Source organism: Algoriphagus sp. AK58 (genome assembly GCF_014324365.1).
Taxonomy (GTDB): domain Bacteria; phylum Bacteroidota; class Bacteroidia; order Cytophagales; family Cyclobacteriaceae; genus Algoriphagus.
Map to the genome: position 1 here is coordinate 242,567 of NZ_QEIG01000008.1, position 12,833 is coordinate 255,399.

Genomic DNA, 12,833 nt, shown 5'->3' on the forward strand with positions numbered 1-12,833 from the left:
TTTTATCTTCCTGCTATGAACCAGCCTACCCCACATATCGGACTTTTTATCCCTTGCTATGTCGATCAGTTTTATCCCAGAGTGGGTATTTCCACCTTGGAATTACTGGAAAAATTCGGGTGTCGCGTAAGCTATCCCTTGGGACAGACTTGTTGTGGTCAGCCAATGGCTAATGCAGGGTACGAAAGAGATACGGAAGGAACAGCCAGGCATTTTATCGAACTGTTCAAAGATTTCGATTACATCGTCGCTCCTTCAGGGAGTTGTGTCTTGCATGTCAAAGAGCACTTTCCCAAACTCCCAGACCTGGAAAAGGAACATCAGGATATCCACGACAAAATTTTTGAGCTCACGGAGTTTTTGACAGACATTCTTAAAGTGGATAATCTAAAAGGAAAGTTCCCTCATAAAGTAGGTTACCATGCCTCCTGCCACGGGCAACGAGGCCTCCGTTTGGCATCGAGCTCCGAAATGAACAGTACCCCTTTCAATAAAGCAAAAAGCCTTTTGGAAAATCTGGAAGGACTGGAGTGGATGACCTTAAGCCGTACGGATGAATGCTGTGGCTTCGGTGGAACTTTCTCGGTCACTGAGGAAGCCCTGTCCCTCCGAATGGGCAGAGATCGACTGGATGATCACGAAAATCATGAAGTGGAAATACTTACAGGAGGAGATATGTCCTGCATCATGCACCTGCAGGGCATAGCCAGTAGAGAAGGAAGAAAAGTGAAGTTTATGCATCTGGCAGAAATCCTAAACCAAGCCATCCAATGAGTCACCCACAGGCAGCCACCGAATTTTTAAAAGACCAAGCCAAAGCCAAATGGCATGATGAAACCCTTTGGTTTGTACGGGACAAGCGTGACCGCATCAGCAAAACGATTCCAGAATGGGAAGAGTTGAGAAATCTCGCTTCCCAGATTAAGGAAAATGTCCTGTCCAAACTGGATGTTTACTTAGAGGAATTTGAGCGAAATGCCCAAAAAAACGGAATTCAGGTACATTGGGCCAAAGATGCGGAAGAACACAATCAGATCGTGTTTTCCATTTTGCAAAAGCAAAAGTGCACGGCCATAGTCAAGAGTAAATCCATCCTGACAGAGGAATGTCACCTCAATCCTTATCTGGAAAAAAACGGAATCGAGGTGGTAGACACGGACTTGGGCGAGCGAATTGTGCAATTCCTCAATCAACCACCAAGCCATATAGTGCTTCCTGCCATTCACTTAAAAAAGGGGGAAATCGCTGAGCTTTTCCATGAAAAGCTTCACACCGAAAAAGGAAATGAGGATCCGACCTATCTGACTCATGCGGCACGACTTCACCTGAGAGAGAAGTTTCTGAAAGCCAAAGTAGCCATTACCGGGGTTAATTTTGCAGTGGTGGAAACGGGCGAATTCGTCGTCTGCACCAACGAAGGAAATGCCGATATGGGAGTTCATCTCGCAGATGTCCATATCGCCTGTATGGGAATCGAGAAAATCATCCCAAGAAGGAAAGACCTTGGCGTATTCCTTCGATTGCTCGCTAGGTCTGCCACGGGACAACCCGTCACCAATTACAATTCACATTTCAGAAGCCCATCACCTGGAAAAGAAATTCACCTTATCCTCGTGGACAACGGACGTACAGCTCAACTGGCACGGGAAAAATTCCGGAACTCACTGAAATGCATTCGCTGCGGAGCCTGTATGAATACCTGTCCGATCTACCGTCGAAGCGGAGGATACAGCTATGGAAGCACGGTCCCGGGCCCTATAGGTTCCATTCTTTCACCGGGTTTGGATATGAAAAAACACAGCACCCTGCCTTTTGCTTCCACACTTTGCGGAAGCTGTTCGGACGTGTGCCCGGTGAAAATCAACATCCACGAGCAACTCTATGAGTGGAGACAAGAGATCACCAAAACTCATGGTGAACTCGGAAAAGGCCTGTCTATGAAACTGGCTAATGGGATTTTCAAAAGTCCTCTAGCCTACAAGATCTCAGGAAATCTAATGCGAACAGCGCTAAAAACCCTTCCCAAGTCATTGATTTACCATCCAATCAACAGTTGGGGGAAAGGCAGAAATCTTCCCGAAACACCCAAGGAATCCTTTAAAGACTGGTACCTGAAAAACAGAAAATGAGCAGCCGAGAATCCATATTAAACGCCATCCGGGGAATTGAAAAAGAAGAAAAACCTCTTCCAGAGCTTCCTTTATTCGGGATATCGGAGGATGTTGAGACAGGCTTTAGAAAGTCTATCGAAGGAAATAAAGGATACATCGTGTCGGAACAGGAGTTTTTGAACTGGCTTTCTGAAGCTAGTTTCCCAAAAGTGTATTCAGCCTCCTCAAGCTATGCTTCCATATCTACTTTGTCTCTTCCTGAAGATCCTCATGACTTAGAAGACCTGAATTTGGCCATCTTAGAAGGACAATTCGGAGTAGCTGAAAACGGAGCAATTTGGCTGGATGATCAACAGCTCCCCCATCGTGCCATTCCTTTTATTACCGAGCATTTGGTCATAATTCTCAAAAAAGAAAATTTGATCCCTACACTTCATCAAGCCTATGATCGAATCGGATTGGACTATTCAGGCTTTGGATTATTCGTAGCCGGGCCTTCCAAAACAGCGGACATTGAACAATCCCTAGTCATAGGTGCTCATGGAGCCAAGAGCCTAAGAGTGGTACTTTGTTGATTCCAGATCTATTTCCAGGTAAAAGACATTCTCATTTGATTCATTGATGAGATAGCCCAGTCTCATCCCCAAATGATCAGCAATTTTCTTACAAAGAGACAATCCTATCCCTGTCCCTTTTTCATTTTTAGTACCCTTTGCACTTTTAGCGCCAAAATCGAATAAATGGGTGCGCAATTCCTCCGGGATCAGCTTTCCTGTATTTCTCACTTCCCATCTTATTTTGTCATCTGAGGTGGTCAATGATAGATAAATCAAAGCACCGACAGGAGAAAATTTAATCGCATTATCCAGCAGGTTTTTCAATATAATCTTCACCTCCTTGGCTTCTAAATTAACGACTAAATTTGGCCCGTTTAATTCGAATACCATCCGTTGGTTTTTACTTAATGCTTGTCCCCCCATGGTATCCACCATCAGCATTCCCAACTTTTTAATGTCCGTCTCAGGCTTCTCAGTTTCTCTGACCTGCATTTCTGAGATAACCCACGCAAGAGTATTGTCCAATACCTGAGTCAGCTGAAAACTCTGTGATTTTAATCCGGAAAGAATTTTGGATAAATCCTCTTTGTCCAAGATCCCCTGATCCACCATATCCAAAGTAGCATTTAACGTTCCAATAGGCCCTCTTAAATCATGCGAAAGAAGGGCGATTAATTCATTCTTTTTGGAATTTAAAGCGGTAAGTTCTGCAAGCTGAATTTCATTTTCTTTTTTGAGATCTACCAAAATCCGATGCTGCTTCTGATAATTGATGATCAAAAGATAAATCCCGATGAAAATGAAAATAGTGCATAAGGCTATAGAAATAGCATTATCCAAAAACAATTCTCTGGGACTTTGATAATTTTTCGAAACTTTAATAAGGGATTCTACCTCCAGGTAAAAAAGCAAGAGGTAACTCCCCATGCTTGCTACCAACCAAATTAAATTCAATGGCTTTTTGAAAAAAATGGCCACAGCCACCACAAATACAAAGATATTGGTCAACGTTGGCCCTTGATAGCCATCATTGTAGAGGTAATTGATAATGGTAAAAATCAAAATCAAACCCAACATCAGATTCATAGCCAAAAAGAACTTTCGGTACCTGACCATGATAAAAACAAAGCATAAAAAAAGGGAGATATAGACAAGCCGGACTCGATTCAAAACGGGGTTTAAATCCAAGAAATAATCTGATATTCCAAAGAAAAGGATGGCAAAAAATGTCAGGAACACAAAATACAAAGCAATTCTTTGCTGCAATTGCTCCAGATTTCCGGGATCTTGTTGACTATTGAAAAGCCTCCTCCACATGAATACTTATACTTTATGTTATACACATAAAAGTAAGAAAGTATTACGGGAGCACCCGACATCTATTAAAAAAAGGCATGAAATACCTACTTTGTTGAATGAAGTGCAATTCTATTACCCTCCGAATCTACAAAAACGCCCATAAACCCAATGTTTGGGGCGATGAGTCGCCTTTCAAACAGAACCTTTCCTCCGCACTCCTTTACCCTTTCAAGTTCTGTCGTACAATCTTCAGAAGTAAAATAAATCAAGGGCCCGGAATCTAAACTTGGCTTGTAAAAATCCTTTTGATAGACCAAACTTCCTCCGGCACCGCCATTACGTTCATCCCAAGGGAACCAAGCCATTTCAAAATCCCCCATGATCTGCCTGCTAAGTTTACAGTCAAATACTTTTTCATAAAATAGTATCGCCCGGTCCATATTCTGAACCGGGATTTCAAACCAACAGACAGTCACTGATTTCATAAGGCTGGGTGAGATATGGTATTCATGGTTTTGAGTAATTCTTATTTGATCAAGATCTATTAAATAGATCTTGATCGATACTGTCCTTCGACTCTGTTAAATATCACATACCTGGCATCTTATATCTGCTTGTCTTTTTGTCAAAAGTCTAGCCTCTTTGTCTTGCAACATCGAACTGATGTCTAAGGTCTTGATACTTGCTACTCAAACTCTCGTCAGCTTTATCGGATAGGTTTTTCCGGCATTCCACTGACAGACATAGATATTTTCATCCTGATCGATGCACACATCATGGCAATGTTTGAAAACCGGTTCTTTTTGCACCATCAATTGAAGTTCTCCATTGCGATACTCGGGGGCGGTTCCTCCAGGATTGGAGACCACTTTATTATTGATATCCAGAATCGTCACAAAACCTGAATTGTTGGTTTGCTCCAAATAGCGCAGCCTCGACCAACAAACTCCTGCATACAGGTTTTCTTTATGAAAAACAGGTCTACAAACAAAAGCCCCAGGAAGGAAAATCGTCTCGAGGTACTTTCCATCCATAGTGAATCTCTTGAAAGAATTATGACCTCGGGAAGTGCACATCAAAGTAGGCTCTTTGCCTCCACGTTGATCCACTGCTATGCCATGTGCAGTACTAAACTGCTCATCTCCTTGGCCGGCACCGCCGAATTTCCGGATGAATTTGCCGTTTTTGTCATATTGAAGAAAAAACTGGGAACCATAGCCATCGGCAATGTAGAGATCTCCATTGGGAGCAATCGCGGTTTCAGTGGGTACCCATCGCATTTTTTCATCATAAATCCCCTCTGCTATCGGAGAATTAATTTCCGCCACCACTTTACCATCCAAAGTAGTTTTCACTACCCTGCCCCCATTGTCCACCACCCATAGGTATTCTGCATCTCCTTCGTCCACCAGCGAAAGCCCATGAGCACGATCCAACCCCAAAGTCCAAGTTTGTAATAGTTTACCCGACTGATCATACATGATGACATTATTTTTTACTTCATCAGTGAGAAGAATCATCCTCCCTTTTCGGTCCATGACCATCTCATGGCAGTTGACTACGGGCACTTTGTCGGGATCCAAATTGCCCCAGTTCATATCAATTTTATATCTGAAGTCACCGTGACCGAGCACTTGATCTTGAGCGGCAAAAAGGGAAAATTCTGGTTTAAGGGTCATAGCTAGTCCTAATAAGGAAGTGTTTTGGATAAATTTTCTTCGTGAATGCATGGAATAAAAGGTATATGGTCAATTTAAGGAAATTGGTAAGAATGGCTTTCCTGAAGCGGAAAAAATTTTTAGCTTAGAATTATCCCAAAACCCAACACCTATCGATGAAACTCAAACTCTCTACCCTTCTCTTGCTACTGGTCTTAAGCTTACAGACCCAAGCCCAAGAAATAGCACTCCAGCTGTATTCCCTTCGCAACGAAATGAAGGTTGACCCTGTCAAGTACCACAAAATGATAGCCGAATGGGGTATCTCTGCACTCGAAGGAGGGGGAAATTATGGAATGTCTGACACGGAGTATTTCAAACTCCTTTCTGAAAACAAACTGAGAATAGTCGGTGTAGGCGCAGACTACAACAAACTGAAAACTGATCCTATCTCGATAATTTCTGAAGCAAAAAAATACGGAGCAAAATTCGCCACCTGCTATTGGATTCCACACGCTGAGGGACCGATCAGCTTGGATGAAATCAAAGCCGCCACAGATCTTTTCAACCAAGTCGGAGAGCAATTTGCAAAAGAAGGAATCACCTTAACGTACCATCCCCACGGGTATGAATTCGCAAAGAGTGGTACAGGCACGCCGATGGACTACATGCTGGAAAATGCCAAGCACTTCAAATTCAACATGGACGTGTTTTGGGTACAGATGGGGGGAGCCGATCCGCTGGCTATCATGAAGAAACATCCCGGAAAATTCCCTCAACTTCACCTTAAAGACCGAAAGAAAGGCACTCCGGGGTCTCCTGATGGTAGAGGTGATGTAGAAACTAACGTTGTTTTGGGCACTGGAGACATTGATATCGCAGGACTGATCCGAGAAGCTAAAAAACAGGGCACCCAATTCTTGGTCATCGAAGATGAAAGCAGTCGATCCGTCCAGCAGATCCCACAAAGCGTGGCCTACATAAAAAGTATACTTAAAAACTAGATTACTAAAGCCCATCCCAAAAAGATGGGCTTCTTTCTTTTACCGTGTAGCGTATTTACACATTGCTACGTTTGGTCTTTGAATATATCGGCTTCACTTAATTCTTGTACTTATGAAAAGATCCAAACTATTCCTCGCGGCGTTTCTTCTGATAAGTGGAATATTTTTTTCTTGTGAAGATCAGGTCACCACTACTTACACCTACCGAACGATGTTGCCGGTCTTTCTGGAAATGAGTGATGTAAGAGCAAGAATGATAGCTGTAGAACCCGCCCAACCCCTGGACAACCCCGGCAAAATCTACATTTACAAAGATTTTCTATTTGTGAACGAACCCACCAAAGGGATACACATTTTGGACAATTCCAATCCTTCCAATCCCATCAATCTGAGTTTTATTCCCATCGAAGGAAATGTGGATTTGGCTATCAACAGCGACATTCTTTATGCCGACAATTACGTGGATTTGTTGGCCTTTGACATTAGTAAGATCAGCAATATCAAATTAGTCAAGCGTGTAGAAGATGTTTTTATGCACATGTACAGGCATGAGACCGGACAGATCATCACCTTCAAAGACACGGTGATCACGACTGAAAGTCCAAGATGGGAAACCATGGGCTGGCTGGCTCGTTCCGACATGAGCTTCACTGCCAACATGGCGGCTGCTTCTCAAAGCTACGGAACAGGTGGTTCGATGGCGCGTTTCACACTAATGGATGGGCATCTGTATGCAGTGGACGAAACCACCATGCGGGTATTTGATGTGCAGATTGCAGCCGAACCCAAGTTTGTCAAACCCATTGATCTAGGCTGGGGTATTGAGACTATTTTCCCTTTTCAAAAGAAATTATTCATAGGATCCAACCGGGGAATGCACATCTATGACGCCTCCACTCCCCACTCCCCTACCCGAATGGCCGTGTATGAGCACGTAGTCGCCTGCGACCCGGTAGTAGTCAATGAAGAGCACGCTTTTGTAACCTTGCGAAGCGGCAATTTTTGTGTGAACAATATTAATGAACTACAAGTCATCGATATCAAAAATCCATACGAACCTAAGCTGAAAAAAGCATATCCCATGCTCAATCCCCATGGTTTAGGATTGGCTGGGGATTTCCTTTACGTCACTGAAGGCAGGCATGGTCTGAAAAGCTTCAATGTCAAGGATATCATGAACATTGACAAAAATCAACTCGAATTTTTGCAAAGCATGAAATCGGTCGACTTGATACCGGGGCCAAAGTCTCTGATCGTGATCGGCCCAGACGGGATTTGTCAATACGACTACAGCACCCCATCCAAGCTGAAAAAACTTAGCTGTATCCAAGTCACTAACCCGGTAATAATCAGTTGAGATTATGAACCGCAAAGTCATTTACCTTATCCTTTTGTTTTTCTTTGCCTATGTCAAAGCCTTGGCACAGGACAACGTATATTTCCAGCAGACTGAGGTGGGATTCCTTTGGGGGAAAGGGCTAAAAAACTGGGAAGGAGGCTACGAAAACCGTTTGAATCTTACATTTTCCACTTTCCACGGTGCTAAAATCAACCCCAACCATGTGTTGGGTTTTTCCACAGGCTTAGATCAATATGACCAAATCAATCTTATTCCGATCGCCTTAGGTTGGAGAGGTTTTTTGGGAAAAGAGGGCAAACCTCGACTTTTTGCAGGATTGGACTTAGGTGGAGGCGCTGCTTTTCTTGAAAAAAAGGAAACCACTGATTGGAGTAGCAGTTGGTATGAAGGAGGAATGATGGTCAGCCCTACTGCTGGCGTAAAATTTCCGGCAAAGAGAGGAAAATGGGCTCTTTCCACCAGCATTGGTTACAAAAGACAACAAGCCTCCTTTCTTCAGGGATTTTTCGACAGGAGCGGACTATCCTCCTTCGCTACCCCAGGGATATCTCGCTTACCAAACGGGTTTTCTTCACTAAACGAGACCAATTACCTTTTTCACAGCTTAGTCTTCAGAATGGGTGTGATGTTCTAATTAAAAGTAGGTTTAAACCACCTCACTGCGTTGTGAAAATAGATCTTGTCCACCACCCCTTTCGGAAGTTTAAGTCCCTTGAAAGAACCGTTAACCTCGGAGACTTCCATTACTTCATCAGTCACAAAATACCTCCAATCCTTCAGCCAGGTTGCTTTGGCATTGGCCATTACTCTTGCTGGGTCAGAGTTTCCTGAAATTCCCAAATCTGTTCCATAAATGAGTCGATCTTGGTATTTGATCAGGAATTGACGGATTTTTTCCCGATCCTTTTGACTTTGGAATTGGAGATGACAGATTCTAGCAGCCATGTCCACCGCTAGATTGGGATATCGATCCAGTCTTTTGGCAAGTTCATCCACATCCCACTCCAAACTCCCCAAATGAGCCCCGACAAAGCGGATATTGGGAAATTTGGCCAGCAGACGATCCCGAGCATCAATCTGCTCCTCATAGCTGGGATATTCCGGATGCAAATACATGTGGTATTCCGGATGCTCTTTGAAATAAGTCCGGTCATTGTTGACGGTCATATCTTCAAGAGGCAGCCAGCAGTTTTTTGGCTCTCCCAAATGCGCCATCAGCGTTTTACCCTGAGCCTCTACAAACTTAAAGATTGGCTCCAATCTGGGGTGATCTGCCATGATAAACTCTCCGTTTTCGTCACGATAAGTCATTCCGATATTTTTCCAGATCTTGATTCCAATCGCTCCCTGCTCAAAAGTGGCCGCGATACGTTTGATTTCCTTCTCTGCCCAATCCGAATCTTTCCAATCAGCTAAAGAAATGGTGGAAAGAAAGTCGATATGACTGGGGTTGACGTTTTTCTGATGGAGGGAAAGGCGGATTTGCTCAGGAAGCGGAGGATAGCTAGGCACATCAACGTTCACAGTAAGCAGTAAAAAATTATTCTCCTTACCCGCCTCCATCAGTGCGGTATTTTCTGAATTGTGATGGGTATGTGAATCAATCTTTTTGACTTTTTGAAAGTCCTCAAGGCTGTAATAGCTTTCTTCAGAATCAATCAAAAGCCCTAACACGAAGGGTGCCAGAACAGGAATCAGGAAAGTAATCATAGTGGATCAGGTCGGGGTCCACTAAAGTTAAAAAAATACGTGTCTACATTTCTAAAAAAAGATCACAGAAACCGCTTAATAGTCCACACAATCAGAGCAAACAAGAAAACCAAAATGGAAATCTTATTAATCCCGTGCATCATGCGCAGGTTAAAGTTGGTAGGCTTAGTTGGATCCGGCTTACGGAAAATATTCAGGAAGTAATTTCCCACCTCACCCAACTTGAAGAATTCTTTGACTTGGTTTTTCTCTGACATGATGCTTGAGTTTTACTATTTAACCCAATTTAGGCGAAATTGATTTCCTTTTTGAAAATTGAGAATTTGAAATACTTTTGAAATAAAGACCGCTTCGCGGTCTGAAATACCCACAGAAACATTGTATTTCAACTGTATTTCAACTGTATTTCAACTGTATTTCAACTGTATTTCTTTTTAAATCGTCTCCGGCTCGATCCACATCCCGTCTTCCCGAATAATGTTGATCAGTTCGTCCACGGCCTTTTCCGAAGGCACCGATTTCTTGACCACTTCTTTTCCTTTGTAGAGGGTGATTTTTCCTTTTCCGGAACCTACGTAACCATAATCCGCATCGGCCATTTCTCCCGGACCGTTTACGATACAGCCCATGATGCCGATTTTAACCCCTTTCAGGTGATCAGTGCGCTTTCGGATCATTGCAGTGGTTTCCTGTAGGTCAAACAGCGTACGTCCGCAAGAAGGACAAGAGATGTATTCCGTCTTGGACATTCGGGTTCTTGCTGCCTGCAAAACCCCAAAGCTGACTGAATTATGCAACTTGATCTGATCCAGCACTTCCTGACGGGTATGATCTCCTTCTTTTTCCAAAGAAATCAAGATCCCATCACCCAATCCATCCACCAAAAGGCCTCCCACATCGGTAGCCGAATAGAGCATGGTCATATCAGCTGTCTGATCGGGATAGCTCACCTTGACCACCACAGGCAATTCGCATTTGGCTTCAAGTAGACTCACAAATGCTCGACGCAAAGCTGGCATACTATGCGAATTGGAAGTTTTCAGGATGAGAATGGTGTCTTTTCTTCCCGCGACTGCTGGAATCACCTGCTCGATTTCTGTGTCTTCTACTTCCAGAAAATTGAGTTCGGCATGAAACCTTGAAGCTTCCAGGTACTGATTCAGACTGAAAAGCGGAAACTTGTTTACCTGATCAGGCGCTTGTTCCCACACGGAAACGTTCTGAATTTCCTTCATGCCATTGGGCAACATAAAGGGAATCGGATTGGAACCCGAAAAGACAAAATCAGCTCCCAAGTCATTCATTTTCCATTTGTCCAATTCGGGAAGGTAAAAATGACCGACAGCCTTCATTTCCCGATCGGTGATTTTCTCGACTTTGGAAATATCTGCAATGACCCTAGGCACATTATGTCCCCCGAAATTATAAGTCTCGGTGACATGTCGCTTGTTATGCTCAAAAGGGGTAATCGGATAATGGCTTATTTCCCGGATGGGAGCATGACCTGCACGGTCTGTATATCGATCGATCAATGCCTTAGCTACAGGTGCTTCAAACTCCGGGTCCTCCGTCAAGGAAACCCTCACGGTATCTCCAAGTCCATCTTCCAGCAAGGTACCTATTCCGACTGCAGATTTGATACGACCATCTTCTGCCTCTCCTGCCTCAGTCACACCCAAATGGAGTGGATATGGCTTAAAACCACCCTCGTTCAGTTTCTGAACCAACAGGCGATAGGCTTGTACCATTACTTGAGTATTGGAAGATTTCATGGAAATGACGATATCAAAAAACTTCTCGTCTTCGCAGATTCTCAAAAACTCAAGAGCAGACTCAACCATCCCCAGCGGCGTGTCTCCATATCTGCTCATGATTCGGTCGGAAAGCGAACCATGGTTGGTACCGATACGCATGGCTGTACCGTTTTCCTTACAGATTTTCACCAATGGTAAAAACCGCTCTCTGATCCGTTCCAACTCTTCGGCATAAGAAGCATCGGTGTAATCGATGACCTCAAATTTCTTTTTATCCGCATAGTTTCCCGGATTGATGCGAACCTTTTCCACAATCCTCGCGGCGAGTTCGGCAGCATTTGGAGTAAAGTGAATATCTGCCACCAAGGGAGTCTGATACCCTCTTCTTCGAAGTTCTGCTTTGATATTTCGGAGATTCTCCGCCTCCTTGATCGAAGGGGCCGTAATTCGGATCAATTCACAACCCGAGTCAATCATTCGGATACACTGCTCGACAGAACCGATCGTATCCATGGTGTCCACGGTTGTCATAGATTGTACTACGATGGGATTGTCCCCTCCGATGACGACATCTCCTACTTTCACGGGGATGGTCTTTCGACGGGAATATTGCGTCAAGCTGTCGCAATAGAGAGAATCCAAGCTTTTGATCAAAGGCTCCATAGGTTAAATATCTCCAAGTTGGGGGCGGATAATTAGTTCTTCAACAACGGTTTGGGGGGAAAGGTTATAGGCAGCCCAAACACTCTCTGCCACGTCCTGTGCACGGACAAAACGCTCCATTGGCAAATCCACTCCAGCCCAGCTATCCGTGAGGGTAGCTCCGGGTAAAATGGACGTGACCTTTACGTGATGTGGCTTTAATTCCTCACGTAGGCATTTGGTCATACCTAGCATAGCCCATTTGGAGACTGCGTAGCTTCCTCCATTGGGGTAAGCAGTCAAACCTGCAATTGAACCCATGCTAAAAATATGTCCGGACCTACGGTTGATCATTTCTTTGACAAATGCTCTACTGAGGTAATAAGCAGAAAAAAGGTTGGTCTGCATCATAAACTCAAAATTGCCTTCCGGCTCATCATGAAGAGCTCCGGGCAGAAAGATGCCAGTGTTATTGACCAAAATATCAGGGATCACCAGGGATTTCACCTCCTCTGCAAACCTGTTTACTTCCTCTTTTTTGGAAAGGTCAGCCACAGAGGCCAATACTTGAATATGAGGATGTTTTCCTTCAAGAGATTTTTTTAAAGCCAAAAGATCATCCGCATTTCGTGCACAGGTATAGATATCAAATCCTTCCAACGCGAAGCGTTCAATGATCGCCCTTCCAATCCCCTTGGTACCTCCTGTCACCAGGATACTTTTCCTCATTTGTTTAGT

General features: G+C 43.8%; 13 protein-coding genes. 6 read left to right on the plus strand and 7 right to left on the minus strand.

Annotated features, from left to right (window positions below):
- Positions 1 to 15: 15 nt before the first annotated feature.
- The 3 genes from DDT91_RS07885 to DDT91_RS07895 are packed head-to-tail and all read left to right on the plus strand — an operon-like array spanning position 16 to position 2,686.
- Positions 16 to 774, plus strand: coding sequence for a (Fe-S)-binding protein (locus DDT91_RS07885; protein ID WP_187175636.1), 759 nt, complete (start codon positions 16 to 18; stop codon positions 772 to 774).
- On the plus strand, positions 771 to 2,129 hold the full coding sequence (locus tag DDT91_RS07890) for a lactate utilization protein B (RefSeq protein ID WP_187175637.1): 1,359 nt from the start codon (positions 771 to 773) through the stop codon (positions 2,127 to 2,129). Before DDT91_RS07885 ends, DDT91_RS07890 begins: the two co-directional genes overlap by 4 nt.
- Positions 2,126 to 2,686 (plus strand): LUD domain-containing protein, encoded by a 561-nt coding sequence (locus DDT91_RS07895; protein ID WP_187175638.1) that lies wholly within the window; start codon positions 2,126 to 2,128, stop codon positions 2,684 to 2,686. The genes DDT91_RS07890 and DDT91_RS07895 overlap by 4 nt, the downstream gene beginning before the upstream one ends.
- On the opposite strand, the gene DDT91_RS07900 is transcribed toward DDT91_RS07895, so the two are convergent.
- The 3 genes from DDT91_RS07900 to DDT91_RS07910 all read right to left on the minus strand — a co-directional run bounded on the left by DDT91_RS07900 (position 2,666) and on the right by DDT91_RS07910 (position 5,697).
- Complete coding sequence (locus DDT91_RS07900) at positions 2,666 to 3,985, minus strand: sensor histidine kinase KdpD (protein WP_187175639.1); 1,320 nt, start codon at positions 3,983 to 3,985, stop codon at positions 2,666 to 2,668. The two genes, DDT91_RS07895 and DDT91_RS07900, sit on opposite strands and share 21 nt — an antisense overlap.
- 86 nt (positions 3,986 to 4,071) lie before the next feature.
- A complete protein-coding gene (locus DDT91_RS07905; protein ID WP_187175640.1) occupies positions 4,072 to 4,452 on the minus strand; it encodes a VOC family protein in 381 nt (126 codons plus the stop codon).
- A 204-nt stretch (positions 4,453 to 4,656) separates the two neighbouring features.
- Positions 4,657 to 5,697: a 6-bladed beta-propeller gene (locus DDT91_RS07910; RefSeq protein WP_187175641.1), complete on the minus strand. Its 1,041-nt coding sequence runs from the start codon at positions 5,695 to 5,697 to the stop codon at positions 4,657 to 4,659.
- A gap of 104 nt (positions 5,698 to 5,801) precedes the next feature.
- On the opposite strand from DDT91_RS07910, the gene DDT91_RS07915 reads away from it, so the two are divergent.
- The 3 genes from DDT91_RS07915 to DDT91_RS07925 all read left to right on the plus strand — a co-directional run bounded on the left by DDT91_RS07915 (position 5,802) and on the right by DDT91_RS07925 (position 8,623).
- Positions 5,802 to 6,629, plus strand: coding sequence for a sugar phosphate isomerase/epimerase (locus tag DDT91_RS07915; protein WP_187175642.1), 828 nt, complete (start codon positions 5,802 to 5,804; stop codon positions 6,627 to 6,629).
- 112 nt (positions 6,630 to 6,741) lie between these two features.
- Complete coding sequence (locus tag DDT91_RS07920; RefSeq protein WP_187175643.1) at positions 6,742 to 7,986, plus strand: LVIVD repeat-containing protein; 1,245 nt, start codon at positions 6,742 to 6,744, stop codon at positions 7,984 to 7,986.
- Positions 7,987 to 7,990: 4 nt separating this feature from the next.
- Positions 7,991 to 8,623, plus strand: a complete 633-nt coding sequence (locus DDT91_RS07925) for a hypothetical protein (RefSeq protein WP_187175644.1) — start codon at positions 7,991 to 7,993, stop codon at positions 8,621 to 8,623.
- Here DDT91_RS07925 and DDT91_RS07930 read toward each other — a convergent pair.
- The 4 genes from DDT91_RS07930 to DDT91_RS07945 form a co-directional block, all read right to left on the minus strand.
- On the minus strand, positions 8,620 to 9,699 hold the full coding sequence (locus DDT91_RS07930; protein ID WP_187175645.1) for an amidohydrolase family protein: 1,080 nt from the start codon (positions 9,697 to 9,699) through the stop codon (positions 8,620 to 8,622). The genes DDT91_RS07925 and DDT91_RS07930 overlap by 4 nt on opposite strands.
- Before the next feature lie 62 nt (positions 9,700 to 9,761).
- A complete protein-coding gene (locus DDT91_RS07935) occupies positions 9,762 to 9,956 on the minus strand; it encodes a DUF6728 family protein (protein ID WP_187175646.1) in 195 nt (64 codons plus the stop codon).
- Between the two features lie 177 nt (positions 9,957 to 10,133).
- Entirely contained in the window at positions 10,134 to 12,116 is a 1,983-nt protein-coding gene (gene ispG, locus DDT91_RS07940) for a (E)-4-hydroxy-3-methylbut-2-enyl-diphosphate synthase (RefSeq protein ID WP_187175647.1), read from the minus strand.
- Positions 12,117 to 12,119: 3 nt separating this feature from the next.
- Positions 12,120 to 12,824, minus strand: coding sequence for an SDR family oxidoreductase (locus DDT91_RS07945; protein ID WP_187175648.1), 705 nt, complete (start codon positions 12,822 to 12,824; stop codon positions 12,120 to 12,122).
- Positions 12,825 to 12,833: the final 9 nt, after the last annotated feature.

Coding starts and splice junctions, on each gene's coding strand:
- DDT91_RS07885 (WP_187175636.1), top strand. CDS start 16: ATGAACCAGCCTACCCCACATATCGGACTTTTTATCCCTTGCTATGTC.
- DDT91_RS07890 (WP_187175637.1), top strand. CDS start 771: ATGAGTCACCCACAGGCAGCCACCGAATTTTTAAAAGACCAAGCCAAA.
- DDT91_RS07895 (WP_187175638.1), top strand. CDS start 2,126: ATGAGCAGCCGAGAATCCATATTAAACGCCATCCGGGGAATTGAAAAA.
- DDT91_RS07900 (WP_187175639.1), bottom strand. CDS start 3,985: ATGTGGAGGAGGCTTTTCAATAGTCAACAAGATCCCGGAAATCTGGAG.
- DDT91_RS07905 (WP_187175640.1), bottom strand. CDS start 4,452: ATGAAATCAGTGACTGTCTGTTGGTTTGAAATCCCGGTTCAGAATATG.
- DDT91_RS07910 (WP_187175641.1), bottom strand. CDS start 5,697: ATGCATTCACGAAGAAAATTTATCCAAAACACTTCCTTATTAGGACTA.
- DDT91_RS07915 (WP_187175642.1), top strand. CDS start 5,802: ATGAAACTCAAACTCTCTACCCTTCTCTTGCTACTGGTCTTAAGCTTA.
- DDT91_RS07920 (WP_187175643.1), top strand. CDS start 6,742: ATGAAAAGATCCAAACTATTCCTCGCGGCGTTTCTTCTGATAAGTGGA.
- DDT91_RS07925 (WP_187175644.1), top strand. CDS start 7,991: ATGAACCGCAAAGTCATTTACCTTATCCTTTTGTTTTTCTTTGCCTAT.
- DDT91_RS07930 (WP_187175645.1), bottom strand. CDS start 9,699: ATGATTACTTTCCTGATTCCTGTTCTGGCACCCTTCGTGTTAGGGCTT.
- DDT91_RS07935 (WP_187175646.1), bottom strand. CDS start 9,956: ATGTCAGAGAAAAACCAAGTCAAAGAATTCTTCAAGTTGGGTGAGGTG.
- ispG (WP_187175647.1), bottom strand. CDS start 12,116: ATGGAGCCTTTGATCAAAAGCTTGGATTCTCTCTATTGCGACAGCTTG.
- DDT91_RS07945 (WP_187175648.1), bottom strand. CDS start 12,824: ATGAGGAAAAGTATCCTGGTGACAGGAGGTACCAAGGGGATTGGAAGG.